The 24,165-nt window shown below is 65.8% G+C and carries 18 protein-coding genes; 12 read left to right on the plus strand and 6 right to left on the minus strand.

Annotated elements, in window-relative coordinates:
* The first annotated feature begins 61 nt into the window (after positions 1-61).
* The 3 genes from B5F74_RS03720 (at position 62) to B5F74_RS03730 (ending at position 7,754) form a co-directional block, all read left to right on the plus strand.
* Positions 62-2,578 (plus strand): excinuclease ABC subunit UvrA, encoded by a 2,517-nt coding sequence (locus tag B5F74_RS03720; protein ID WP_087200127.1) that lies wholly within the window; start codon positions 62-64, stop codon positions 2,576-2,578.
* Between the two features lie 957 nt (positions 2,579-3,535).
* Entirely contained in the window at positions 3,536-4,297 is a 762-nt protein-coding gene (locus B5F74_RS03725) for a methyltransferase domain-containing protein (RefSeq protein ID WP_087200129.1), read from the plus strand.
* Positions 4,298-4,619: 322 nt separating this feature from the next.
* Entirely contained in the window at positions 4,620-7,754 is a 3,135-nt protein-coding gene (locus tag B5F74_RS03730) for a vitamin B12-dependent ribonucleotide reductase (protein ID WP_087200131.1), read from the plus strand.
* 121 nt (positions 7,755-7,875) lie between these two features.
* On the opposite strand, the gene B5F74_RS03735 is transcribed toward B5F74_RS03730, so the two are convergent.
* Positions 7,876-8,532 (minus strand): MBL fold metallo-hydrolase, encoded by a 657-nt coding sequence (locus B5F74_RS03735; RefSeq protein WP_087200133.1) that lies wholly within the window; start codon positions 8,530-8,532, stop codon positions 7,876-7,878.
* A 160-nt stretch (positions 8,533-8,692) separates the two neighbouring features.
* Positions 8,693-9,433, minus strand: a complete 741-nt coding sequence (locus tag B5F74_RS03740) for an SDR family NAD(P)-dependent oxidoreductase (RefSeq protein WP_087200134.1) — start codon at positions 9,431-9,433, stop codon at positions 8,693-8,695.
* Positions 9,434-9,650: 217 nt separating this feature from the next.
* On the opposite strand from B5F74_RS03740, the gene B5F74_RS03745 reads away from it, so the two are divergent.
* Positions 9,651-10,592 carry a lysine exporter LysO family protein gene (locus B5F74_RS03745; RefSeq protein WP_204212434.1) on the plus strand — a complete coding sequence of 314 codons (942 nt, stop codon included), beginning with the start codon at positions 9,651-9,653 and terminating at the stop codon, positions 10,590-10,592.
* A gap of 159 nt (positions 10,593-10,751) precedes the next feature.
* Here B5F74_RS03745 and B5F74_RS03750 read toward each other — a convergent pair whose 3' ends face one another.
* Both B5F74_RS03750 and B5F74_RS03755 read right to left on the minus strand, forming a co-directional pair.
* Positions 10,752-11,429, minus strand: a complete 678-nt coding sequence (locus B5F74_RS03750; RefSeq protein ID WP_087200136.1) for an SdpI family protein — start codon at positions 11,427-11,429, stop codon at positions 10,752-10,754.
* A gap of 2 nt (positions 11,430-11,431) precedes the next feature.
* On the minus strand, positions 11,432-11,698 hold the full coding sequence (locus tag B5F74_RS03755) for an autorepressor SdpR family transcription factor (protein ID WP_087200138.1): 267 nt from the start codon (positions 11,696-11,698) through the stop codon (positions 11,432-11,434).
* A gap of 179 nt (positions 11,699-11,877) precedes the next feature.
* On the opposite strand from B5F74_RS03755, the gene B5F74_RS03760 reads away from it, so the two are divergent.
* The 8 genes from B5F74_RS03760 to B5F74_RS03795 all read left to right on the plus strand — a co-directional run bounded on the left by B5F74_RS03760 (position 11,878) and on the right by B5F74_RS03795 (position 22,526).
* Positions 11,878-13,029 carry an aldo/keto reductase gene (locus B5F74_RS03760; RefSeq protein ID WP_087200140.1) on the plus strand — a complete coding sequence of 384 codons (1,152 nt, stop codon included), beginning with the start codon at positions 11,878-11,880 and terminating at the stop codon, positions 13,027-13,029.
* A 224-nt stretch (positions 13,030-13,253) separates the two neighbouring features.
* Positions 13,254-14,012 (plus strand): response regulator transcription factor, encoded by a 759-nt coding sequence (locus B5F74_RS03765; RefSeq protein ID WP_087200142.1) that lies wholly within the window; start codon positions 13,254-13,256, stop codon positions 14,010-14,012.
* 40 nt (positions 14,013-14,052) lie between these two features.
* Positions 14,053-15,702 carry a HAMP domain-containing sensor histidine kinase gene (locus B5F74_RS03770; protein ID WP_143753767.1) on the plus strand — a complete coding sequence of 550 codons (1,650 nt, stop codon included), beginning with the start codon at positions 14,053-14,055 and terminating at the stop codon, positions 15,700-15,702.
* Positions 15,703-16,460: 758 nt separating this feature from the next.
* Positions 16,461-18,056, plus strand: coding sequence for an amino acid adenylation domain-containing protein (locus B5F74_RS03775; RefSeq protein ID WP_204212436.1), 1,596 nt, complete (start codon positions 16,461-16,463; stop codon positions 18,054-18,056).
* A gap of 165 nt (positions 18,057-18,221) precedes the next feature.
* Complete coding sequence (locus B5F74_RS03780; RefSeq protein ID WP_158095688.1) at positions 18,222-19,466, plus strand: alanine racemase; 1,245 nt, start codon at positions 18,222-18,224, stop codon at positions 19,464-19,466.
* A gap of 186 nt (positions 19,467-19,652) precedes the next feature.
* Positions 19,653-19,886 carry a phosphopantetheine-binding protein gene (locus B5F74_RS03785; RefSeq protein ID WP_066828890.1) on the plus strand — a complete coding sequence of 78 codons (234 nt, stop codon included), beginning with the start codon at positions 19,653-19,655 and terminating at the stop codon, positions 19,884-19,886.
* A gap of 27 nt (positions 19,887-19,913) precedes the next feature.
* Positions 19,914-21,479: an MBOAT family O-acyltransferase gene (locus tag B5F74_RS03790; protein ID WP_087200148.1), complete on the plus strand. Its 1,566-nt coding sequence runs from the start codon at positions 19,914-19,916 to the stop codon at positions 21,477-21,479.
* Positions 21,480-21,542: 63 nt separating this feature from the next.
* Positions 21,543-22,526: a hypothetical protein gene (locus B5F74_RS03795; RefSeq protein WP_087200149.1), complete on the plus strand. Its 984-nt coding sequence runs from the start codon at positions 21,543-21,545 to the stop codon at positions 22,524-22,526.
* An 89-nt stretch (positions 22,527-22,615) separates the two neighbouring features.
* Here B5F74_RS03795 and B5F74_RS03800 read toward each other — a convergent pair whose 3' ends face one another.
* Both B5F74_RS03800 and B5F74_RS03805 read right to left on the minus strand, forming a co-directional pair.
* Positions 22,616-23,137, minus strand: a complete 522-nt coding sequence (locus B5F74_RS03800; RefSeq protein WP_087200151.1) for a nitroreductase — start codon at positions 23,135-23,137, stop codon at positions 22,616-22,618.
* A 284-nt stretch (positions 23,138-23,421) separates the two neighbouring features.
* Positions 23,422-23,859 (minus strand): Rrf2 family transcriptional regulator, encoded by a 438-nt coding sequence (locus B5F74_RS03805; RefSeq protein WP_087200153.1) that lies wholly within the window; start codon positions 23,857-23,859, stop codon positions 23,422-23,424.
* Positions 23,860-24,165 lie beyond the last annotated feature (306 nt).

Genomic DNA, 24,165 nt, shown 5'->3' on the forward strand with positions numbered 1-24,165 from the left:
GTCGCGATGACCGCTTGCGCACGCGTGGTTCTATACTGGGGAAGACGAAGGGGGGGGGCGGATGAAGCGCAGCGACCACTATCTGCAGCCAACGCATATCCAGGTGCGCGGGGCGCGCGTGCATAACCTCAAGAACATCGACGTGGACATCCCGCTCGGACAGCTCGTGGGGATTGCGGGCGTGTCGGGATCGGGCAAAAGCTCGCTCGCGCTCGGCACGCTGTACGCGGAGGGCAGCCGCCGCTATCTGGATGCGCTGTCCACCTATACGCGCCGGCGCATCTCCCAGACGGGGCGCGCCACCGTGGACGAGGTGCTTCACGTTCCCGCGGCGCTCGCCTTGCGCCAGCGGCCTGGCATCCCCGGCGTGCACTCCACGTTCGGCACGTCCACCGAGCTGCTCAACTACCTGAGGCTCATGTTCTCGCGGCTCGGTAGCCATGCGTGCCCGCACTGCGGCGCGCACGCGGAACCCTCCATGAACGTGGCGCTCATGCTGCCCATCACCTGCCCTTCGTGCGGGCGGGAGTTCTTTGGGCCCGGTGCGGAGGACCTCGCGTTCAACAGCGGCGGGGCATGCCCCACCTGCGGCGGAACCGGTGTGGTGCGCCGCGTGGACGAGTCGTCTTTGGTGCCCGACGAGTCGCTGAGCATCGACGAGGGCGCGGTCGCCCCGTGGAACACCCTCATGTGGGACCTCATGAAGCAGGTGGCGCGCGAGATGGGCGTCCGCACCGACGTGCCGTTCTCCCAGCTCACGCCCGAGGAGCGCGATATCGTGTTCCACGGGCCGGCGGAAAAGAAGCACATCCTGTACAAGGCCAAGAAAGGCGACAACTTCGCGGAGCTCGACTTCACGTACTTCAACGCGGTGTACACGGTCGAAAACGCACTGGCAAAGGCGAAGGACGAGAAGGGCCTCGCGCGCGTGGCGAGGTTTCTCAAGGAGGAGGTCTGCCCCGACTGCCACGGAACGCGCCTGTCCGAGCGGGCGCGCGGCCCGGTGATCGACGGCATGACGCTTGCCGACGCCACGGCGCTGACGCTCGATGAGCTCGCGACGTGGGTGCCGGGCGTGCCCGCGCTCATGCCGGAATCCATGCGTCCTATGGCCCAGACGATCTGCGACGAGATGGTCGAGCCCATGTGCCGCCTGCAGCAGCTCGGGTTGGGCTACCTGTCGCTCGACCGCGCAAGCTCGACGCTCTCGACGGGCGAGCGCCAGCGCGTGCAGCTGGCGCGTGCCGTGCGCAATCGCACCTGCGGGGTGCTCTACGTGCTCGATGAGCCGTCGATCGGCCTGCACCCCTCGAATGTGGAGGGCCTGCTCGGTGTGGTGGACGACCTGCTCGCCGACGGCAACTCGGTCGTGCTCGTCGACCATGACGTGCGCGTCTTGCGCCATGCGGACCATATCGTCGAGATTGGCCCGGGGTCGGGTGCCGCGGGCGGTCGGGTGATCGCCCAGGGGGCCGTCGACGACATCGTCGCATCGCCGGCGACGCGTATCGGGCCGTATCTGTCCGGTGCGCGGCGGGTGAGCGTGCGCGAGCGCGCGGAGGGGCCGGACCTGTTCGCGGACGGTCGCATCCACCTCGACACGGATGCGATTCATACGGTCAAACCGCTCTCGGTGGACATCCCGCGCGGGCGGCTGACCGCCGTGACGGGGGTTTCCGGCTCCGGCAAGACCACGCTGGTGCTGGAGAGCCTCATTCCGGCCCTGCGCGCCGCCATCGCGGGCGAGGCGCTCCCGGCGCACGTGCGCGGCGTCGAGGCGGACGGCATCGCGCGGGCGAACCTTATCGACGCGACGCCCATCGGCGCCAACGTGCGCTCGACCGTGGGGACCTACTCCGGTGTCCTGGACGACCTGCGCCGTGCGTACGCCAAGACCGCGGATGCGCGCGAGCGCGGCCTCAAGGCGGGCGCGTTCTCGTACAACACGGGGTCGCTGCGCTGTCCCACGTGCGACGGCACGGGCCAGATCTCGCTCGACGTGCAGTTCCTGCCCGACGTGGACATCCCCTGTCCCGACTGCGGCGGCGCGCGTTATGGGCGCGAGGCGTACGACATCAAGCTCGCGGGCGACATCTCGCTGCCGGAGCTTTTGTCCTACACGGTCGACCAGGCGTCCGAGGTTCTTGCGGAGACCACGCTGCGCACGGTCAAATCCAAGCTGCGAATCCTGCACGATCTGGGTCTTGGGTACCTCACGCTTGGCGAGGCGACGCCTGCGCTCTCGGGCGGCGAGGCCCAGCGCCTGAAGCTCGCCAGCGAGCTCACGCGCAAGCAGAACGACGCCCTGTTCGTGTTCGACGAGCCCACCATTGGCCTGCACCCCCTCGATGTCGAGGTGCTGCTCGGCGTGCTTCAACGGCTGATCGACAACGGCGCCACGGTGGTCGTGATCGAGCACGATCTGGATATGATCGCCAACGCGGACTATATCGTCGACATGGGTCCGGGCGGTGGAGAGGGCGGCGGGCGCATCGTGTGCGCCGGCACGCCGGAAGAGGTCGCGGCATGCTCGGGAAGCATAACCGGGCGCTATATCGCAGAGGAGCTAGCGCGATGACCGGGCGAGATGGAAGGCGGGACGTAGCGTCGCGCAACGGCTTGGTGTCCGCGGCCTCGAGTGGAGGCCCCAGGGCGAGCTCTCGCTGAAACCCCCTGTTAGACCTCCGTGGGCACGGCGGCCCGGGCGGGGTTGTTCATGAAAAAGTACGAGGTCGCTGTCTCCCTTCCTGCGGGAATGTCGGATCGGCCCCTCCGCGTTCATGAAAAAGTGTGGGGTGGTTTAGGGGCGACGGTATGTCCCGGCTGCCGCCCCGCCGTGGTCGCAGGGGCCATCGTATCCACGGTGGTCTGGCAGGGACTTGCTAAAAAATCTGAGCAACGTGTACCGGAGTGTTGCCCGCGATGCTATCAGCGACCGAGTCGTTCTTTCCGAATGGGGCGGCGCAGCCGTTTAATATGCCGACCGCGCAGCAGGATCGTTGAGCCCAGAGAGACGGGCGGTTTCTTGTTGCCACAATAAGGAAGATAATAAAGAGTACATCTACTTAGTGTATTGGGTATATTCATTATCGCCAGCGAAGTCCGCGCGCGGGCGACGCCACCGATAGGGAGGCGACGCCTATGGATATGATCCTCAATCTCCTGAAAGCCCTCGCGACCATCGTGAGCACCGTGAAGACGCTCTTCGAGTTGTACGACCGGTGGAAGGAGAGACAGCGCGATAACGGATGACGAAGGGAGATGAGAAGAGCCCGGCGGCAACCGGGCTCTCGAATCAATAACCCGCGCCGCCCGCGCCACGTTTAGCACCTGCGGGCTTCGCTGGCATATCCAGTATACCACCTTGCGTCTCGTTTCATTCAGCGACAGGGAGCCGGTCTATCTCGGGGTCAGCCTATTGACGTGTTGTTTTCAAATGCGGTATCTCATCGGATGGAATGCCGTGAACGTGCTCCGAGGGGGCTAACCGTATCTCCTCGATGCGCGTGCGTCCATGCTGAAGGGAGGACATGCCATGAACATCACATGGGATGCCAACGACTATGAGCAGGGTTTTTCGTTCGTGCACGAATACGGGTCGGCTGTGCTTGACCTTATCGACGCGAAGCCGGGGGCTCGGGTGGTCGATCTGGGGTGCGGTACGGGCGCGCTGACTGCCGAGCTCGCGCGGCGCGGCTTCGAGGTCACGGGCATCGACGCCTCGCCCGACATGATCGAGTCGGCGCGTCGGGACCATCCGGGGTTGCGCTTTGAGCAGGCGGACGCCCTGACGTTTGCGCTCGATCGGCCGGCTGACGTGGTGTTTTCCAACGCGGTCTTCCATTGGATCGAGGGCGAGCGCCAAGATGAGCTGCTCGCTAACATAGCCGCCAACCTGGTGGAGGGCGGGCAGCTGGCCTGCGAGTTCGGCGGATATGGCTGCGCGGCGCAGGTTCATGCGGCGCTTTCCGACGCGTTCGCGCGCCATGGACTGGCGTATCGGCATCCGCATTATTTCCCGACGATCGGCGAGTACGCGCCGCGGATGGAGGCGGCGGGCCTGCGCGTGACCTTTGCCGCGCTGTTCGACCGCCCCACGCCTCAAGAGGGCGCCGACGGCATGGCCAATTGGATTCGCATGTTCCTCAAGAAGCCGTTCGAGGGTGTCGATGACGAGCTCGCCCAACGCATCGTCGACGAGGCGGTTGAGGCGGTCCGTCCCTCTCTGTGGCAGGACGGACGGTGGATCGTCGATTACGTGCGCATCCGCCTGCGTGCTCAGAAGGTTGCCGCATAGCACGCCTGCCAAGCGTCCCTTGAGCATTCGTTGAGGGAATGTGTTGTTCACCGAGAGGTCCGTCCCGACCGGGTGCGCGTCTGCTCAAGATACGGGGTCTCCTCGAGCTGGGAAGCTTCGGGCTGTTCTGCAGGTTTATCATTTGGAAACACAACATGTAGTGATACCGTTCACAGAAGAAAACAAGATATTGAGAAACATTCAAGTTCACCTTGATAGAATCGATATCGCTGGCCGCTGAGTTCTCCTCGCTTTCGAATATGAGGTTTTCTGTCCACGCGAGGGGAGATACTCAGGCTGCCGAGAGAAAGCGAGGTTGCTCATGGCCAAGACTATCGATGAGCTTATCACCCGCCGCTTCACCGCGGCGCTCGACGATGCCGCATATGCGGGCAAGACCGTCTACGACCTGTTCGATTGGGAGAGGCGCGATGTCCATCTCACCGACTACAAGACCGGCAAGGTCTTGTGCGACATGCACGACCTGGAGTTTCCGGCGCGCTATTCGCAAAATGCGGTCGACATCATAGCGTCCAAGTACTTCCGGCGCGCTGGCGTCCCGGACACGGGACACGAGACCTCGATGCGGCAGGTCGCGCATCGCATGGTCGACTTCTGGGTCGCGGCGCTCGTCGACGAGGGCCTGGTGGAGGAGGGCGAGCAGGCGCGCATCCTGTACGACGAGCTCGTCTACATGATCCTCGATCAGCGCTTCGCGCCGAATTCGCCGCAATGGTTCAACACCGGCCTGGAGCGCGCCTACGGCATCCACGGCGAGCCGCAGGGCATGTTCTACGTCGACCCGGCCACCGGAGAGGTCGTGGAGTCGGCCGATCAGTACACGCGCACGCAGGCGTCGGCCTGCTTCATCGTGTCCGTTGAAGACAAGCTGCTGGGGGACCACTCCATCTCCGACGAGTTCGTGACCGAGACCAAGCTGTTCAAGGGCGGCTCCGGAACGGGCTCCAACTTCTCTGCGCTGCGTGCGGAGGGCGAGAAGCTGTCGGGCGGCGGCGTCTCGAGCGGCGTCATGAGCTTCTTGCGCGGCCTCGATCGCAACGCCGACGCCATCAAAAGCGGCGGCACCACGCGCCGCGCCGCCAAGATGGTGAGCCTGGACATCAACCATCCCGATATCGAGAAGTTCATCACGTGGAAGGCGGTCGAGGAGGACAAGGCGCTCGCCCTCATGAAGATGGGCTACGACGGGGACCTCAACGGCGAGGCGTACTCGACCGTTTCGGGCCAGAACTCCAACAACTCCCTGCGCATCGACAACGAGTTCATGAAGAAGGTCGACAACCTGGATGCCGATCCGGACGCGACCTATCGTCTGCGCGGGCGCGTGGACCCCTCCAAGGACAGCGACGTCTCGGTCGCCCATATCTGGGACGTGTTCAACGAGAGCTCCTGGCGGTGCGCCGATCCCGCGCCGCAGTTCTCGGATACGTTCAACGAGTGGCACACCTGCCCGGCGGGCGAGGACGGCCAGGTGGGGGCGCCCTACAACCGCCTGAATTCCACGAATCCGTGCGGCGAGTACGCGTTTTTGGACGATTCGAGCTGCAACCTCGGTTCCATCAACATCTACCGGTTCTATGACCCGGCAACCGATGCGTTCGATATCGAGGGCTACGAGCACGCGATCGACATCGCCCAGCTCGCGCTCGAGGCGTCCATCGCATGGGGCCAGTTCCCCACGCGCGACATCGCGCGCAGGACGTATCGGTTCCGCGCGACGGGCCTGGGCATCTCCAATCTCGCGAGCCTGCTCATGGCCAAGGGCGTGCCCTACGACTCGCCGGAGGCCCGTGCGCTCGCGGCGGCGATCGTCGGCACGCTCACGGGGCGCAGCTATGCCGCCTCCGCGCTCATGGCGGCAAAGATCGGTCCGTTCGACTGCTTCGAGCTCAACCGCCGCTACATGATGCGCGTCATCCGCAACCACGCCCGCGTGGCCGGTGCGCGCGACGACGCGTTCGAGCAGCTGACGGTGCAACCGCCCGCGGTCGACCTCTCCCTGCTCGAGCAGGTGGGGGAGCGCCCGCTCGCCGATGCGCTCGTGGCGTCCTGGCGTGCCGCCGAGGAGCTGGGCGAGGAGCACGGGTACCGCAACGCGCAGATGACCGTCATGGCGCCCACGGGCACCATCTCGTTCGCCATGGATTGCGCCGCGACCTCCATCGAGCCGTTCTTCAGCCACATGATTTACAAGAAGCTGTCGGGCGGCGGTTTCATGACCATCGCGAACCCGGTGATCGGCGACGCGCTGCGCAGGCTGGGCTACGCGGAGGACGAGATCGCCGACATCCTCGACTACGTGCAGGCGACCGACGAGAACGGCATGGTCGTCGACGGCAAGATCGAGGGTGCGCCGCATCTGCGCGACGAGCACCTGCCCGTCTTCGATACCGCGAACACGTGCGGAACGGGCGAGCGCTATATCGACCCGCGCGGGCACGTGCTCATGGTCGCCGCGATGACGCCGCTGATCTCGGGGGCGATCTCCAAGACCGTCAACCTGCCGAACTCAGCCACCGTCCAGGATTTCAAGGACGTGGTGATGCTCGCATGGAAGACGGGCTGCAAGGGCATCACGCTGTATCGCGACGGGTCCAAGAACGCACAGCCGCTCAACACCAAGCTGACCGACGACGGCGCCGTCAAGGACCTGGGCGACCTCAGCTACGCCGCGCTGCTCGACTATGCGCGCGACGCGCAGGCCAAGCTCGCGAGCGAGCACAAGCCCGCCGAGCGTCGGCGCATCATGGGCATCCGCAGCGGCCACACGCATCTGGCGCAGATCGACGGCGTCAAGATCTACACGACGGTGAACCGCAACGAGGACGGTGACATCTCGGAGCTGTTCGTGACGACCGACCGCGAGGGCACCACGATCATGGGCCTACTCAACTCGCTGTCCAAGACGATCTCGGTCATGCTGCAGTACGGCATTCCCGCGGAGCGGATCTCCAAGATGCTGCGCGGGCAGATGTACGAGCCGTACGGATTCGTCCAGAGCCATCCGTACATCAAGTACGTCAACTCCATCTCGGATCTGATCTCCAAGGTCATCGACATCGAGCTGGGGGACTACACGCGCGTCCAGGTCAAGCCGGAGGGTTGGTCGCAGGTGGCAGGCGCCGTCCCCGCGCCCGCGGCGGCAGCGCCCGCTGCGCCGGATCCGCTGTTCGACGACGAGCCGGCGGTAAGCGACGAGGAGCTGACGCGCCTGACGGCCGCCAAGCAGGATGAGCTGCTCGAGGAGACGGGGACGTTCGATAGCAAGGACCGCTATACCGCGGCCTTCGTGAACGAGGCGGTGCACGACACGGCGATCCATGGCGAGCGCCTGTACGACGGCAGCACCTGCCCGAACTGCGGCAGCTCGCGCATGGTGCAAAACGGCACGTGCAAGGTCTGCATGGATTGCGGCACGACCACCGGCTGCAGCTGATGCGAAAAGCGCCCGCCCGGCACATCAGACGGAGTCTGCATGCCGGGCGGGCGCCTGTTTGTGCCATCGGCCCCTGCTTCGGATTGTCGAGGGGCGTCGGGGCGTACCGGGCGGGTCGTGCCTAGCGCTCGAGCTTGAGGACGACCTCCACGCGTCGATCGACCTCGTCGGCAAAGGCCTGGGCGTCGTCCATGGTGCCCACGATGCTACCGTAGTGCGTCGGGATGACGATGCGCGGCATGATCCGGTTGATGAAGGCCGCGGCCTGATGCGGGTCCATGGTGTAGGTGCCGCCGATGGGGATGAGGGCGATATCGCAGCTGACCTGCAGGGTATCGGGGTTCTGGTCGGTGTCTCCCGCCACGTAGACGCGCGTTCCGTCGATCGTCACGATATAGCCGATCCACGCGTTCTCGCGCGGATGGAACCCGAGGCGCTCGGGCTCGACGTTGTAGGCGGGCACGGCGTTCACGACCATGTCGGCCAGCTCGATGTGCTCGCCCGCCTGCATCGTGTGCACGCGTGCCGCCTTCGCCTGCGCCGTCTCGCCGGCCATGGACGCGGGCACCACGAGCTCGGTGGTGTCTTTCGCCACGCGTTCTATATCCTCCGGTGAGAAGTGGTCGTAGTGCGCGTGCGTCACCAGGACGAAATCGGCGTCGTGCGGGGCCTCGGTCAGCTGATACGGGTCGAAATAGATGACGGTTCCCGCGGCGCTCTGGATGCGGATGCAGCTATGGGTCAGGACGTGGATGTTGTCGAGATCAAGATGAGCCATGACGGTAGTCCTTTCTGGACGGGTGCATGAGGCGCGGTGCGCCATCAGGAGTTGTACCCATGGGATTTGCCAGACCGGCTCGCATCTGCGCAGGAAACACAATCGACATGACGAGCGGCGGGACGGAGTCGCCCCGCCGCTCGCTGTGCAGCCCGATTCCCTAGACCGTCATGCCGCCGTCGACGTGCAGCACGTCGCCGGTTACGTAGGAGGCCAGATCGCTCGCCAGGTAGACGAACGCGTTGGCGACGTCCTCGGGCTGGCCGACGCGCTTCAGCGGAATGGCGTCGGCGATGGGCTTGATCATCTCCTCGGGCAGGGCGGCGACCATGTCGGTGGCGGTCACGCCGGGAGCGACGGCGTTCACGCGAATGCCGCGCGGGCCGAGCTCGCGCGCGAGCGAGACGGTGATGCCGTTGACGGCGAACTTGGACATGGGGTAGCCCACGCCGGACGGCTGGCCGTTCTTGCTCACCATGGAGCTCGTGTTGAGGATGACGCCGCCGGCCTCCAGCAGGCGCGATGCGGCCTGGCAGCCGTTGAGCACGCTTTTGATGTTGACGTCGACGACGCGGTCGAAGTCCTCGGGCGCGTAGTCGCCCAGCGCGGTCGATTGGGAGATGCCGGCGTTGTTCACGACGATGTCGAGCCCGCCGAAATGCTCCTTGGTCTCGCGCATGGCCTGTTCGACGGCCGCCTCGTCGGTCAGGTCGGGGGACAGGCCGATGACGCGGGCGTCCGCGTTCTCGGCGACGATGGCCTCAACGGCCTTGTCGGCGGTCTCCTGGCGGCTGCCGCACAGGGCGACGTTCGCGCCCTCCTTGAGGAAGCGCTTGACGATGGCGAGGCCGATGCCGCGCGAGCCTCCGGTGATGAACGCGGTCTTTCCAGAAAGCAGCATATCTGGTCCTTTCATGTTGAGGCACCGCTCGATGCGGGCGCCCATGGGTTGGATGTCGCTCGGGAAATACCCGCTCTGCCGTGCGATATACCAGCATGCGCACCGCATTCGGCTGCCGGAGGGGACCGAATCGGCAAAGCGTTCCACATGAAAACGACCCACGGCGCGCATCGGTGCGGCTACAATGGGGCGGTTGTGTCGACAGGGGGAGGCGACGGTGGACATTCTGGTCATCATGTGCGCGGGCGCGGTCGTGGGAAGGCTGCTCGTTCCCGCGTCGGTCAAGCGCGTCAACGAGCTGTTCCAGACCTGCTGCACGGCGCTGCTGATCTTCGCGATGGGCATCTCGCTTGGGGCGCAAGACGACTTCCTCTCGAACCTCGGCGTCTTCGGTGCGCAGAGCCTCGTGTTCTGCCTGCTGCCGACCGTCTGCTCGGTGATCCTCGTCTACCTGCTCACGAATTGGCTCATGGGAGACGGGAGGCCCGATCCATCCGCTGGCGCCCATCCTGGTGCGACGGGCGGCATCGCGCGCCGCATCCGTGCCGTGGTGCACGAGGAGGGCTTCGCCATCATGGCTTTCATCGCGCTCGCGCTCGGCATCTTGAGCGGCCTGGCCGCGCCCTCCTTTGCGCCGTTCGCGCTCCTGTCGGATCACAGCACGCTCGTGCTGTGGCTCTTGATGTTCTCGGTGGGCATCAGCGTGGGCCTTCGTCGTGGGCTGATCTCGAGCATCCGCGAGCATCATGTCAAGACGCTGGTGATTCCGTTCGGCGTGGTCGTGGGTTCGATAGCCGGAGGAGCGCTCGCCGCGGTGGCGCTCGGCTACGGCCTGCGCGAGGGCATGGGCGTGGCGAGCGGTCTGGGCTGGTACAGCCTGGCGGGCGTCACGATCGAGGGGATGGCCGGCGCCCAGCTCGGGGCGATCGCGTTTCTCAGCAGCCTGATGCGCGAGCTCATCTCGTTTTTCTGCATCCCGTGGATCGCGCGCCATCTCAACTACTACGCCTGCATCGCCGCGGGCGCTGCCACGAGCGAGGACACGACCCTTCCCATGATGATCCGCTACACCGACGAGCGGACCGTGGTGTTCTCGCTGGTCAACGGCATCATCTGCTCGACGTGCGTCCCCTTTTTGCTCGCGTTGTTCTTCGGCTGAGTTTTCGCGCACCGCGCCGCCGGGCGCCTATGCGGGCTTTGATGCAACGATTGACCCCTGCCTTCATTCATGAACGAAGTCGGGGGTTAATCATATCTTTCCTGCGGAAATGCTGAAAGGGGCCTCGTTCATTCATGAATGAACGAGAGCCTCTGGGGGTTAAGCGGACAGCTTGCGCCACGCGAGGTAGGAGTACACGCCGGCGAACGCGGTGGCGCCGAGGACGGTGACGAGCATCACGCCGATGGCGATGGCAGGTGCGATCGATGCAAAGAGCGCGGCGATAAACGTCGCGATGCCGGCGACGACGAACACGGGCCCCGAGGCGCGGTGCGTCCGGCGCCAGACCTCCTCGCTCGCAAGCGTCCAGGGTGTGCGGATGCCGAAGGTGTAGTTGGGTTTGACGCGGGGCAGGTAGTTGCCCAGTCCGATGAACAGCAGCCCGAAGAAGCCGAAGAGCAGCGTGTTCAGGACGGCACCGTCGGTGGAGAGGTATCCCCAGACGGTGAGGGGGCCTGCCCAGCTGATGGCTATCATGAACAGCGTGAGCACGGTCACAAAGGTGCGGTAGATACCGGAAAAGCGCTCGAAGTTGCGTCCCTTGGGGTCGATGCGCGGCACGATGAACAGCACGGCGAGCATGATGGCCGGTAAAGCAGCCATCGCGAGGGAGGCTTCCTTGCTGTTCCAATCATCGACGCCGTCGACACCCCAATGGCTGGGCAGCTGATCGGGCATGGCCGGCAGCAGTGCGATGTAGGTGGCGAAGTTCACAAGCACGGCGAGTGCGAGCACGATCCAGAATGCGAGCTCGCCTTTCGAAAGACTACGCTTCATGGTTATTGCTCCTTATCGGTAATATTGTAGAACCAGGCGATGATGTCCTGGAGCACGGTGGTCTCCAGGCTGTAGACGATATGCCTGCCGTGGCGCTCCGAGCTGACGAGCCCCGCTTCCCTCAGCACGTCGAGGTGATGGGAGAGTGTCGCCTTGCTCATGTCGAAGTGAGCGCCGATCTCCCCGGCCGCGAGGTCGCCGTCGCCGAGCAGCTCGAGGATCTTTCTGCGGGTCGGGTCGGAGAGCGCCTTGAATCCGTCTCCTGCCATAGGGCATCCCTCCTTCGGTGCGGAGTATACCCCAACAGTTTGATAGATATCAAATTAATATGAGCGGTCGAACGGAGCCTTTTGATGCAGATGGCGCCTTCCGTCCGGATGCCTTCCTCTTCTGTGTCCGCGCAACCTGCTACGCTGTCGCCATCAGACATCACGTCAGGGGAGGACGCATGCAGTATCGTGAACTGGGCCGTACCGGACTCAAGGTCAGCGAGATCGGATTTGGCGGCGAATGGATGGACGGCACCCCGGAGGAGGCGCTCGAGGTCGTCGCGCGCGCCCATGCGGCCGGCATCAACATCTTGGACGTATGGATGCCCGACCCCACGCGTCGCTCCAATCTTGGTGACGCCCTGCACAAGCTGGGGATTCGCGACCAGTGGGTCATCCAGGGGCATCTGGGCTCGACGTGGCAGGGCGAACAGTACGTCCGCACGCGCGACCTCGACCAGGTGAGGCCTGCGTTCGAGGACCTGCTCGCGCGCTTCCATACCGACTATATGGATCTCGGCATGATCCACTATGTGGACAAGGTCGACGAGTACGACGAGATCATCGCCGGCCCGTTCATGGACTACGTGCGCGACCTGCACGAGGTGGGCACCATCCGGCATATCGGCCTGTCGACGCACAATCCGCAGGTGGCGAAGCGTGCTGCCGAGAATCCCGAGATCGAGATGATCCTGTTTTCGGTGAACCCGGCGTTCGACATGATGCCCGCGACCGAGAACCTCGACGACCTGTTTGGCGAGGCGGGCGAGCAGAGCGCGACCGACGGCATGACGCCGGAGCGCGCCGAGCTCTACGGGCTGTGCGACCAGACGGGCACGGGCATCACCGTCATGAAGGGCTATATGGGCGGTCGCCTGTTCGACGCCAAGACCTCGCCGTTCGGCGTGGCGCTCACGCCCGTCCAGTGCCTGCATTACGCGCTGACGCGCCCGGCGGTCGCGAGCGTGATGGTCGGCTTCACCACGCCCGAGCACGTGGACGGGGCGGTCGCCTACGAGACGGCATCCGATGCCGAGCGCGACTACACATCCGTGCTGGCGGGCGCCCCGCGCCACGCCTACGTGGGCCAGTGCACGTATTGCGGCCACTGCGCGCCCTGCCCGCGCGGCATCGATATCGCGACGGTCAACAAGTTCTACGACCTCGCCACCATGTACGACGAGGTGCCCGACTCTCTGCGCGAGCACTACCGCGCGCTCGACGCGACGGCCGCGGACTGCGTCGCCTGCCGTGCGTGCGAGAGCCGCTGCCCGTTCGGCGTGAAGATCGCCGACAAGATGGCCAGGGCCGCCGAGCTGTTCGGCTGCTAGGGAAACGCTGGTCGATTCTTCCGCGGCGGCCGGCCCCATGCCGGCGTCGCGAAAGCAATCAATCGACGTTTTCCAGGGCGCCCTGTTGTCTACCTCGTTTCCGGAGCATGGGGGCGCACCCCTGTACCAGGGCGTCGACAGATTGTAGACACCTGTGAATTGCCCATGGCATGCCCTCCGACCCGCTAGGATGGTCAGCAAATGACCGAGATCGGAGGTGCATCATGGCGCAGACCGTGCTGATAGCCGAGGACGACGCGGACATCGTCGAGCTGTTGAGCCTCTATCTTGCGGCGGCTGGGTTCCAGGTGCTTACGGCTGCGGACGGGGAGCAGGCGCTCGCGACGGTGCGCGAGCATCCAGTGGATGTGGCGCTCGTGGACATCATGATGCCGTGCATGAACGGCTTCGACTTCATACGCGCGGCGCGCGCGTTCAGCGACGTGCCGATCATCATCGTGTCCGCCCGCACGATGCCCGCCGACAAGATCGTAGGGCTAGACGCCGGGGCGGACGGCTACATCTCGAAGCCGTTCGACCCGTTGGAGGTGACCGCCTACGTTCGCGCGGTGCTGCGCCGCGCATCGATGCGGGGGAGCGACGCCGAGGGCGGCGACGCCCCGCAGGCAGCTTCGGGCACGGGTGCCGAGATGGGCGAGCAGGGATCCCCGTCTCCCTCTTCTTCGGTTTTGACCTGCGGCGACCTTTCGTTCGACACGGAGCGACTGGTGCTCAGCCGCCTGGGCCGCGCCGTCCCGCTTACCGCGGCGGAGCTGAAGATCATGGCCGCCTTCATGGCCTCGCCGGGCCGCGTGTTCTCCAAGGACCAGCTGTACGCCTGCGTGAACGGGGAGCCTGCGGTGGGCGGAGCCGGCAGCGTCATGGTGCATATCTCGAACATCCGCGCCAAGCTGGAAGACGACCCGCTGCGCCCCCGCTATATCAGGACCGTGCGCGGCTTGGGGTACCGGCTCGATGCGTAAGGAAAGCGGGCGCGTCCGGGGTGGATCCGGGCGACGCGGGATGAGGAGCAGATCGCTTGCCGACGCGCTGCGCGTCGCGACGCGCAGCCTGACCGCTCGCTGCCTGGCCGTGCTCGCGGCCTACGCGTTCGTGCTGGGTGCTATCGCCTTCGCGGTGGGGGCGGCCGGCGAGTTCTTGCTGGCGACCGCCTTTCCGTCCATGGAGACGGTTCTTGCGCACGAGGGGGATCTCGAGCACGACCGGTTCGGCGCGCTGCGGGATCCCGAGCTCTCCTCGTGCCGCATCGCGGTGTTCGACGGCGACGGGGCGCGGCTGTACGCCTCCGACGACGTCGCTGCCAAAAAGATCAGGGCGAGCTACCTGCCGCTCATCAACGATTATCGGGAGGGCCTGTTCTACGAGGTGTTTTCCGAGCAGGTCGACGGAGAGCCGTGCTATCGCATCATGATGTGCTCGGCCACCGAGTACGATGTGCTCGTAGAGGCCGGCGATGCGGACGGAGGCGCCGACGTGCTCGTGGACGCCGCCTACAAGCGCATCGACGCTCAGGCGCTGCTCGATGCCGACCTGAACGTTCTGGACGGCGACCTGTTCTCGGGCAGGACCTCGCTCAGCCGTCGCGAATTCAACTTCATCAAGGGCATGTACGACGCGCGGATGTCCGTCGAGCGGCTCGATTACCAGACAGCTGACGGCGACCTGCGCACGCTGGTGCTGGCCGCTCCGCTGGTGAACGATGCCTCCTATCAGCGCGTGGTGGACGATGCGGGACGTATCGCCTTGCTGGCGATTCCTGCCGGGTTGATCGCCACGGTCGTGGCTGCCTGGGGGCTCGCGCGCCTGATGCGGCGTGCGGCGCGTCCGCTGGACCGGGCGATCGAGACGTACAGGAACGGAGGCGAGGTCACCCCCGCCGAGCAGGTCCCTCGCGAGCTCATGGCCACCTATGACAACTTTACCGACCTCATGGACCGTCTGCGCACGGCGCGACTGGAACGACAGCAGCTCATTGCCGACGTCTCCCATGACCTCAAGACGCCGCTCACGGTCATCGGCGGGTACGCCCAGGCGCTTGCCGACGGCGTGGTTCCCCCCGACAAGGCGCCCGGCTACCTGCGCTCCATGCGGGATCGGGCGCAGGCTGCAGGCGAGCTCATCGACCTGCTGTTCAGCTTCTCCAAGATGGAACATCCCGCGTACGAGCCTCATCTGCTGGAGATCGACGTGGCGTGCGAGGTGCGCCGTGCCGCCGACGAGGCGCGCGGGCAGGTCGAGAGCACCGGGTGCACGCTCGAGGTGTGCGCGGAAGGTCCGGCGCGCGCCCTGGTCGATGTGCAGCTGCTGCGCCGTTCGGTGCTGAATCTGATAGACAACGCCTGCGTTCACAATGAGCCCGGCGTCCGAATCCGCGTGGCGTGCTCGCGTGACGAGGGGTCAGGGCTTGTGACGGTCTCGGTGTCCGATACGGGAAAGGGCGTTGACCCTGCGATAGCCGAGCGGATCTTCGAGCCGTTCGCGACCTCGGATGAGGCCCGCGCCGCAGGGTGCGGGACGGGCCTGGGGCTTTCGATCGTGCGCCGCGCCGCCGAAGTCATGGGCGGCATGGCCTACCTCGACACTGCCGTTGACGCTCCGTGGTCGACCCGCTTCGTGCTGGAACTGCCCTGCGCAGAAGAGGCGGACCGCTAGGAAAACACGCCCCGCACCCGCCCGTGTGCAAATCGGGGACGTACCTTCCGCATGCACTTTTGCACGCTGGGGACGTACCTTCGGCGTGCACAAGCGCATGCGGAAGGTACGTCCCCGATATGCAGTCGCGGCTCCGCCAGACTGGGCAGAGCTCACTCGATGCGCCGGCCTCTCCACGCGATGACCAGCGCTGTTATGGAGTTGCCGAGCGCCTTGTGGCGCTGCGCGTCCTGGGCGAGCCCCCGGTGCTCGTCGCAGCCGGGAGGCGGGGCGGGTCGCGCTCCCGGCTGTTCGGAAGTGCATGCGGAAGGTACGTCCCCAATTTGCATGCACGCAGAAGGTACGTCCCCAATTCGCACAGCGACCAGATGAAAAAACCTGCATACCGAGTTTGTCATTGTTTTTCGGTGCCGATTCTCCACATGCGCCGCACCTCTCGGCATTTCCCCAGTTGAATCCTGCGGAAATGTCGAAGCCATCGCGACGGTGGGAAAACGGGACCCAAAAACAATGACAAACTCGGCCCCGATCAAGCCGCCTTGCCGCGTAATGCGCAAACTACCAATCTTTCTGCATATTAATAAAAGTATTATGCAAATTCTCGTATGCACACAAATCTGGACAAATCGGCTCCATCCAACAGCCTCACTCTTAGCGAACCTTTAGGTTCCCTTCAGGGGTCCTGAAGGAGGCCTCCGTAAGCTTGATAGTCGAAATCGAGCGACCCGGCAGACACCGGGAATCGAGAGGAGGTCGACATGATGTACGAGGTGCTTGTGAAGAGCGCTCCCGCCGCCGTCGAGGCAGGGGCCTCTGCGTACCGCCATACCGCACTCGTGTTTCTCGAGCGCGGGGCGGCCCGTCATCCGGGTAGGGTGGCGGTTGTGGACGAGCGCTCGTCGTATACCTACGGACAGCTGTTTTCCCGTGCGCGCCGTGCAGGGTCCGGGCTGATCGCGGGCGGGTATGCGGGTGCGCCCGTCGTGCTGTTCATGGAGAAGGGCTCGCTGATGCTCGCGGCCATGTTCGGGGTCCTTGCGGCCGGGGGCTGCTACGTGCCCGTGGACATGGCGGCACCCGTCGAGCGTTCCCGCGCGGTGCTGAAGGCGTCGGGTGCCAGGGCCGTCATCGCCGCCGCCTCCGACCGGGAGGCCGCGCGCGAGCGCTTTCCCGAGGCGGACGTGCTGGCTGCCGAGGAGCTGGTCGAGTGCCCCGTAGACGTTGCTGGGCTCGCGCGCGTCGCGCGCGGCATCGTGGACAGCGACGCGGCGTACGTGCTGTTCACGTCGGGCTCGACGGGGACGCCGAAAGGGGTCGTCGTGAGCCATCGCGCCATCGTCGACTTCGTGGGCACGTTCGTCGAGACGTTCGGGCTGCGTCCAGACGACATCTTGGGCAACCAGGCGCCGTTCGACTTCGATGTCTCGGTCAAGGACATCTACGGGTCTTTGGCCGCCGGCGCGCGGCTGGTCATCCTGCCGCGTCGCCTGTTCTCGGCGCCCTCGGAGCTGATGGACGCGCTGCGAGCCCATCGCGTGACCGTCATGGTGTGGGCGGTGGCCGCGCTGTGCCTGCTGTCCGCCCTGCGCGGCTTGGAGCGGGCGGATCTGCCGCGGGTGCGCTTCGTCATGTTCAGCGGCGAGGTCATGCCCCCGCACCACCTGCGGCTCTGGATGGAGCGCCTGCCCCAAGCGCGCTTCGTGAACCTGTACGGCCCCACCGAGGTCACGTGCAACTGCCTGTTCCACGAGGTCGATCGCGAACGGGCGTATGGGGACGGCCTGCCTTTGGGGGAACCGTTTTCCAACCGGCGCGTTTTGGTGCTGGACGGCGCGGGGCATGAGGTCCGCGGGTCCGGTGAGGTGGGCGAGCTGTACGTGGGCGGCTCGGCGCTCGCCTCGGGGTACGCGGGCGACGACGAGCGCACCGCGCGGGCCTTCGTGCGCAATCCACTGCAGCCGCTCGTGCGCGAGACCCTGTACCGCACCGGCGACCTGGTGCGTCTGGGGGACGGCGGGGAACTCTTCTTCTGCGGGCGGGCGGACAACCAGATCAAGCATCTGGGGCATCGCATCGAGCTCGAGGAAATCGACGCCGCGTTCGAGCGGCAGCCGGGCGTGCTGCGCTGCCGATGCGCGTACGACGCTCGCCGACAGCGGATCTGCGCCTTCGTGGAAGGGGCGGACCTCGACGTGCGCGCCCTGCGCCACGCCGCGGCTCGGGTGCTGCCCGGACCGTTCGTGCCGGCAGCGGTGGTGCCGGTGGAGACCATGCCGCTCACCAAGAACGGCAAGGTGGACCGCGCCGAGCTCCTCCGCCTGCATGCGGACCGACGGGCGGTGTCTCCGAACTGAGCACCTTGCCGGGCGTGCTTCGGCCGGCTGCTTTCCCTTCTTCGATATCGCAACAGTCATACGTCTCCTCCCATGCGGGAGAGCAGGCGGCCAAAGCGCGCCCGGATCGAAGCGGTCGCGGGCGCGGCCTTATCCGGACACGAACGGAAAACGAAAGGACTTCCCATGAACGTAACGGTTCCTGCGGGCCTCGGAATGGACGACGCGGGCCTGCTTCGGCTTGCGCGGGACTTCGGCACGCCGTCCTATGTGTTCGACGCGCGCGTTCTCGCCGATCGCATCGCGTACCTGCGCGAGATGCTCCCGGAGGGCGTGGGCCTGTGCTTCGCCATGAAGGCGAACACCTTCGTGCTGCCCGAGCTCGTCTCGCTCGTGGACCGTATCGAGGCCTGCTCGCCGGGCGAGCTGCGCATCTGCGAGCGCATGCAAGTGCCTGCCGGTGCCGTCGTGGTGTCCGGCGTGCACAAGGATGCGCAGACGGTGGACGCGGCGCTCCGGTGGCCCGAGATGCCCGCCGCGGTGACGGTGGAGTCGCGTGCCCAGATGGACCTGGTGCTGGATCGGGCGCGCGCCCACAGGGCTTGCGTTCCGCTGCTGCTCCGCCTGACGAGCGGCAACCAGTTCGGCGTTAACGCAGGCGAGCTCAAGCAGCTTGCCCGTCGGGCGCTCGACGACCCGCATGCGGATCTGCGCGGCGTGCAGTTCTTCTCCGGAACGCAGAAGACCTCGCTGAAGCGCATCGGCCGCGAGCTTTCCCGCGTCGACCGGCTGCTGTCCGAGATGGCAGACGAGCTCGGATGGGAGGCGCCGGAGCTCGAGTACGGACCCGGCCTGCCGGTCGCGTACTTCGCGGGCGACGCGTTCGACGAGACCGCGTTTCTCGCCGAGCTCGCCGGCCTGCTCGAGGGCATGGCGTGGCGCGGTCACGTCACGCTTGAGGTGGGCCGAAGCATGGTCGCAAGCTGCGGCACCTATCTGACGCGCGTCGAGGACGCCAAGGAGAACGCGGGCGCGCGCTACGCGATCGTGGACGGCGGCATGCACCATCTGGCCTACTACGGGCAGTCGATGGCCATGCGCCAGCCCCCGTGCCGGCTGTTGTCGCAAGTCGGCGGCGCGCCTGCGGACGAGGCACCCGCGGGAGGTTCGGACCTGGCATCCGAGGCCTGGAACATCTGCGGGTCGCTCTGCACGGCGAACGACCTGATCGCCAAGCAGATGCCGCTTGCGGGCCTGCGGACCGGAGACGTGCTGGCGTTCGGCACGGCGGGGGCCTACTGCGCCACCGAGGGCATCTCCTTGTTCTTGAGCCGTGACCTGCCGCGCGTGCTGGTCGTGGACCGATCGGGCGAGGCCCGCCTGGTGCGCGACGCGCTTCCCACCGATCCGCTCAACTCCCCGACGCCGTAACCGGCTCAAGGGCGGCTGCGGGGAACGGGCGCAGACGGCAGGCCGCCGTGCCCGCCATCCTTCCGAATCCAATGTGGCAGCCTGCCGCCTGCACCCGTCCCCCGCGGCTGGGGCGCGACCCGCTCCTCGGTCATCCTCGGCGTGCGTTCGCGCCGTTTCGCATCAATCGATTGGAAAGGACTACCCATGGACGCCATTCTCGACATTCTCGAAGACCTCAAGCCCGGCGAGGACTACCGCACCCGCACCGATCTGGTGGATGCGCGCGTGCTCGATTCGCTCACGATCCTCGCGCTCGTCTCGGAGCTGGAGGACGCCTTCGACATCATCATCCCGGCAGTGGAGATCGTTCCCGCGAACTTCAACACCCTCTCCGGGATCTGGGATATGGTCAGCCGCCTGCGCGCGGCCGATCTGTAGGACCTGTCGGCTTCGGGGACGATCGCTATGGAATCGTATTTCTCGGTGGCGATGCTCGGGGTCATCCTGCCTCTCACCGTGCTGCTCTACCAGCCGGTGCCCCCGCGCGTGCGCCCCTATGTGCTGCTGGCCGCGAGCTGCGTGTTCTACGCGAGCGTCAGCGGGGTGCTCATCGCGTTCGTGCTGCTCTCCGCCGTATCCATCTGGCTGGTGGGCCTGGCGCTTTCCTCGTTGGATCGGCAGCAGGCGGCAGCGCGCGCGGAGGCTGCGGACGCGGATGCCCGACGCGCGGTGAAGCGTCGCTATCGCCGCTATCGTCGCGGCGCCGTGACGGTGGGCGTGGCGGTCAACATCGGCCTGTTGGCGGTGCTGCGCTACCTGCCCCATTTCGTGCCCGCAGGCGGAGTGCTGGACATCTCGGGTATCGGCGTGCCCATGGGCATCTCGTTCTACTCGCTGCAGGCGGTCTCGTACGTGGTCGATGTGTACCGAGGCGGGGTGCAGGCTGAGCGCAACCCGTTGAGGCTCGCCTTGTTCCTGTCGTTTTTCCCGCAGGTCATGGAGGGGCCGATCTCCCGGTACGGCCAGGTGGGCGCGAGCCTTTCGGCGGGCAGGCCCATCACGGCCGACGGCCTGTGGAGCGGGTCGGTGCGCATCATGTGGGGCCTGGTCAAGAAGATGGTCGTGGCCGATCGCGTGAACGTGCTGGTCAAGACGGTGTTTTCCGACCATGCCGCCTACGACGGGGGCGTCATCGCCCTGGCGGCCGCCCTCTACACCCTGCAGCTGTACTGCGATTTCTCGGGCACGATGGATTTCGCTGTCGGCGCGGGGCGCATCTTCGGCGTGACGATGCCTGAGAACTTCCGTCAGCCCTTCGCGTCGCGCACGGCGGCGGAGTTCTGGCAGCGCTGGCACATCTCTTTGGGCGCATGGTTTCGCGACTACGTGTTCTACCCGGTGTCGTTGAGCGCTCCCGTCAAGCGCGTGACCGGCGCCGCCCGCCGCGTGCTCGGCAACCGCGTGGGGCCGCTTGCCGCGAGCGGCATCGCCCTCGGCTGCGTGTGGCTCGGCAACGGGATATGGCACGGCGCGGGCAGCCAGTACCTGTTGTTCGGACTCTACTACTTCGTGCTGATCTGGCTTGGAGGGTTCGCGGCCCTGGCGGGGGACGCGATCTGCGGCCGCATGGGCGTGTCGCGCTCAGGCGCCGCCTGGCGCGCGTGGCAGCGCGTGCGCACGCTCGCGGTGATCGTGGTGGGCGAGCTCATCTTCCGAGCCTCGAGCGCCGGCGACGCGCTGGCCATGCTCGGCCGCCTCGTGGGCAGGTTCACGTTCGCATCGGCTGCAGACGGCACCGTCCTCGGCTTGGGCATGGACGTTGCGGACTTTGCCCTGGTTGCCGTGGCGATCCTGGTTCTGGCTGCGGTGGGGCGCGCGCGGGAGAGCGGCGTCCATCCTCTCGCCCGGCTGTGCCCGGCGCCTTATGCGGGGCGCGCAGCCGTGGTCATGACGCTGTTTCTGGTCGCCATCGTGTTCGGGGCGTACGGCGAGAACTACCAGCCGGTCGACCCCATGTACGCACAGTTCTGATAGGGGGCGGCGGGTGCCGGACGCGATGCTTCCGTTCCCGCCGCCCGCTGGATGGGAGATGACATGATTCAGAGAAACAAGGGGCTGCCCCTGCCCCTGCGGTACGCCTTGCGCACCGTGGCGGCGGTGGCGGTGTTTCTGATGGTGCTGGCCGTGCTGTCGCATGTGGTGATGCCCAAGAACAACCAGCGGGAGTTCGGGCAGATCGACGCGCGCGCCAACGGCGTGATGGGCGAGCGCGAGGGCAGCGTCGACGTGCTGTTCCTCGGTGATTCCGAGGCGTTCAGCTCGTTTTCCCCGCTGCAGCTGTGGGGCGATCGGGGCATCACGTCGTACGTGAGCGCCACCGCGGCGCAGCGGCTGTGCTACACGCGCACCCTGCTCGCCCGTGCGCTGAAGCGGCAGGCGCCGCGCGTCGTGGTGCTGGAGACCAACTGCACCTTCGCGCGGTTCTCCATGGCCGATGCGGCACGGCGCCTGCTCAAAGACGTGTTTCCCGTCTTCGAGTACCACGATCGCTGGAAGATCCTCACCGCAGAGGACTTCCTGAGCCCGGTCCGCTACACCTGGGCCGATGAGCTCAAGGGGTTCCGCCTGCGCCGCGCGCTCGAGGCGAAGCCGGCAGACACGCAGGGCTATATGGAGCCGACTGACGAACTGGCCCCGATGGCGGACCTCAACCGCGCGTACCTCGAGCAGATCTCCCAGATGTGCAAGAATGCCGGCGCGCGCCTGGTGCTCGTGAGCACGCCGAGCACCAAGAACTGGAATATGGCGCGGCACAACCGCATCGCCCAGGTCGCCGACGAGCTGGACGTGGACTACATCGACCTCAACTCCGGGTCCGACAAGGTGGAGATCGACTGGCAGCAGGACACCTATGATGCCGGCGACCACCTCAACCTGCGAGGCGCCCAGAAGGTCACCCACGCCATAGGCTCGATACTCGCGGGCCGCTATGGGGTCAGCGACCATCGCGGAGACGAGGCATTCTCCGATTGGGACGAGGCGCACGAACGCTACGTCAAGCGCCTCTCCGAGCTTTAGGGAGCCGCCGATTACTTGCTTTCGCGGCAGGCGCTTCGTCACGGGGCGCCTGCCGCGAAATGAATCGATCGGTGGTTCCTCAAGCGGTGTCATGCGATGCGGTACACGTAATCCTCCTTGCGCGGCTTCAGCTCCGGCTCGGCGCCGTCGGCATAGCCTAGGATGCAGTGGCCGATGCCCTCGTAGGCGTCCGCGTCGATGCCGAGGCCCTGGAGCAGCGCGCGGCCCTCGGGCAGCTCGAACTCCTCCTTGGCGCGGTGGATCCAGCAGCTCGCGATTCCCAGCTCGTGCGCGGCGTTCATGAGGTTTCCCATAACCAGGCTGCCGTCGTACACATGCGTGGGCACGTCCTTGCGGGCGAGCACGACGAGCACGGCGGGCGCTCCGTAAAACGGGTCGCCGTCTGAGCCCATGATCTTCGCGTTGAGGGCGGAGAGCTCGTTGCGCACCTTCTGGTCGGTGATGGCGATGATGATGGGGGACTGCCTGCCCATGCCGGTGGGGGCGTAGGTGCCCGCCTCGATGATGCGGTCGAGTGCGTCTTTAGGCACGGGATCGCTTCGATAGCTGCGGACGCTTCGGCGCGTGGTGAGGGCATCGAGCGTGTTCATAGATACCTCCTTGCGATGTTGGCTGACATCGTGGTTCGTACCCGTTCGGGGCGGCCCGGAAACGATGCATATCGTTTCCGGGCCGCCCCGCTTTTGAACAGACCTCTGGACGGGTTGAAACGAACCCGTCCCCAACCAACCCACAAAACGGGCCGTTTGGCACGCTAAAGGGGGTTGAATAAATCTCTTAGCGTGCTATTTCGCCCGCTTTGTGTCATCGGCCCCTTTGTTCAATCTGGGAAGTGGACGGCGAGCGGCGGATCGGCTGCTCCCGTTGCCTGCGTTTACTGCTGCTCGGCGACCAGGGTGTCGATGCGGGCGAGCAGATCCGCGATGGACGTCTGCGCCAGACGGTCCTCGAGCGCCTTCTGGGCGTCATCGAGCTCGCTGTCGAGCACGGCATGGATGTTGCGGCCGACCGGGCACTCGGCGTTCGGATTCTCGTGGAAGTTGAACAGATGGTCCTCGGTGCTTTCCACGGCGCGGTACACGTCGAGCAGCGTGATCTGCTCTGCGGGGCGCGCGAACGCGGCGCCGCCCGGCCCCATCTCCACGGTGATGATGCCGGCGTCTTTGAGCTGGCCCAACGCGCGCCGGATGACGACCGGGTTGGCGTTGACGCTCTTTGAAAGGAACGTCGACGTGGTGCGCGTGGCGGGGGAGAACTCGCCGATGGCGAGCAGGATGTGCACGGTCATGGTGAAGCGCGTCGAGATCTGCATGGGGCTTCCCTTTCTTCCGTGTGAATAGCGGTGTCATGACATGAGGTGTACGTGTTTATAGTACACCATGGAGGAAGTGTGGAGAAGTCGCCCGCTATGGTGTAGCAGTTGACATTACATCTCATGTGAGGTGTAGAGGGCTAAACTCGTGGGACGATGGGTGGATTCGGTGCCCGCATTTGCTAAGCGCGCCCGTCCTGTGGCAGATGCGAACACCGGGTAAGAACATGTATCGCTCGGCGTTTCCCGAGCAAGAGGTGAGGAGCGATGATGGACGATAGGCGTCGCTACGCGTTGGCGCGCAGG

It is taken from the genome of Collinsella sp. An271 (assembly GCF_002159695.1).
GTDB classification, from domain to species: domain Bacteria; phylum Actinomycetota; class Coriobacteriia; order Coriobacteriales; family Coriobacteriaceae; genus Collinsella; species Collinsella ihumii.

Coding starts and splice junctions, on each gene's coding strand:
- B5F74_RS03720 (WP_087200127.1), top strand. CDS start 62: ATGAAGCGCAGCGACCACTATCTGCAGCCAACGCATATCCAGGTGCGC.
- B5F74_RS03770 (WP_143753767.1), top strand. CDS start 14,053: ATGAGGAGCAGATCGCTTGCCGACGCGCTGCGCGTCGCGACGCGCAGC.
- B5F74_RS03725 (WP_087200129.1), top strand. CDS start 3,536: ATGAACATCACATGGGATGCCAACGACTATGAGCAGGGTTTTTCGTTC.
- B5F74_RS03750 (WP_087200136.1), bottom strand. CDS start 11,429: ATGAAGCGTAGTCTTTCGAAAGGCGAGCTCGCATTCTGGATCGTGCTC.
- B5F74_RS03790 (WP_087200148.1), top strand. CDS start 19,914: ATGGAATCGTATTTCTCGGTGGCGATGCTCGGGGTCATCCTGCCTCTC.
- B5F74_RS03760 (WP_087200140.1), top strand. CDS start 11,878: ATGCAGTATCGTGAACTGGGCCGTACCGGACTCAAGGTCAGCGAGATC.
- B5F74_RS03730 (WP_087200131.1), top strand. CDS start 4,620: ATGGCCAAGACTATCGATGAGCTTATCACCCGCCGCTTCACCGCGGCG.
- B5F74_RS03735 (WP_087200133.1), bottom strand. CDS start 8,532: ATGGCTCATCTTGATCTCGACAACATCCACGTCCTGACCCATAGCTGC.
- B5F74_RS03765 (WP_087200142.1), top strand. CDS start 13,254: ATGGCGCAGACCGTGCTGATAGCCGAGGACGACGCGGACATCGTCGAG.
- B5F74_RS03780 (WP_158095688.1), top strand. CDS start 18,222: ATGAACGTAACGGTTCCTGCGGGCCTCGGAATGGACGACGCGGGCCTG.
- B5F74_RS03775 (WP_204212436.1), top strand. CDS start 16,461: ATGATGTACGAGGTGCTTGTGAAGAGCGCTCCCGCCGCCGTCGAGGCA.
- B5F74_RS03795 (WP_087200149.1), top strand. CDS start 21,543: ATGATTCAGAGAAACAAGGGGCTGCCCCTGCCCCTGCGGTACGCCTTG.
- B5F74_RS03805 (WP_087200153.1), bottom strand. CDS start 23,859: ATGCAGATCTCGACGCGCTTCACCATGACCGTGCACATCCTGCTCGCC.
- B5F74_RS03800 (WP_087200151.1), bottom strand. CDS start 23,137: ATGAACACGCTCGATGCCCTCACCACGCGCCGAAGCGTCCGCAGCTAT.
- B5F74_RS03740 (WP_087200134.1), bottom strand. CDS start 9,433: ATGCTGCTTTCTGGAAAGACCGCGTTCATCACCGGAGGCTCGCGCGGC.
- B5F74_RS03755 (WP_087200138.1), bottom strand. CDS start 11,698: ATGGCAGGAGACGGATTCAAGGCGCTCTCCGACCCGACCCGCAGAAAG.
- B5F74_RS03785 (WP_066828890.1), top strand. CDS start 19,653: ATGGACGCCATTCTCGACATTCTCGAAGACCTCAAGCCCGGCGAGGAC.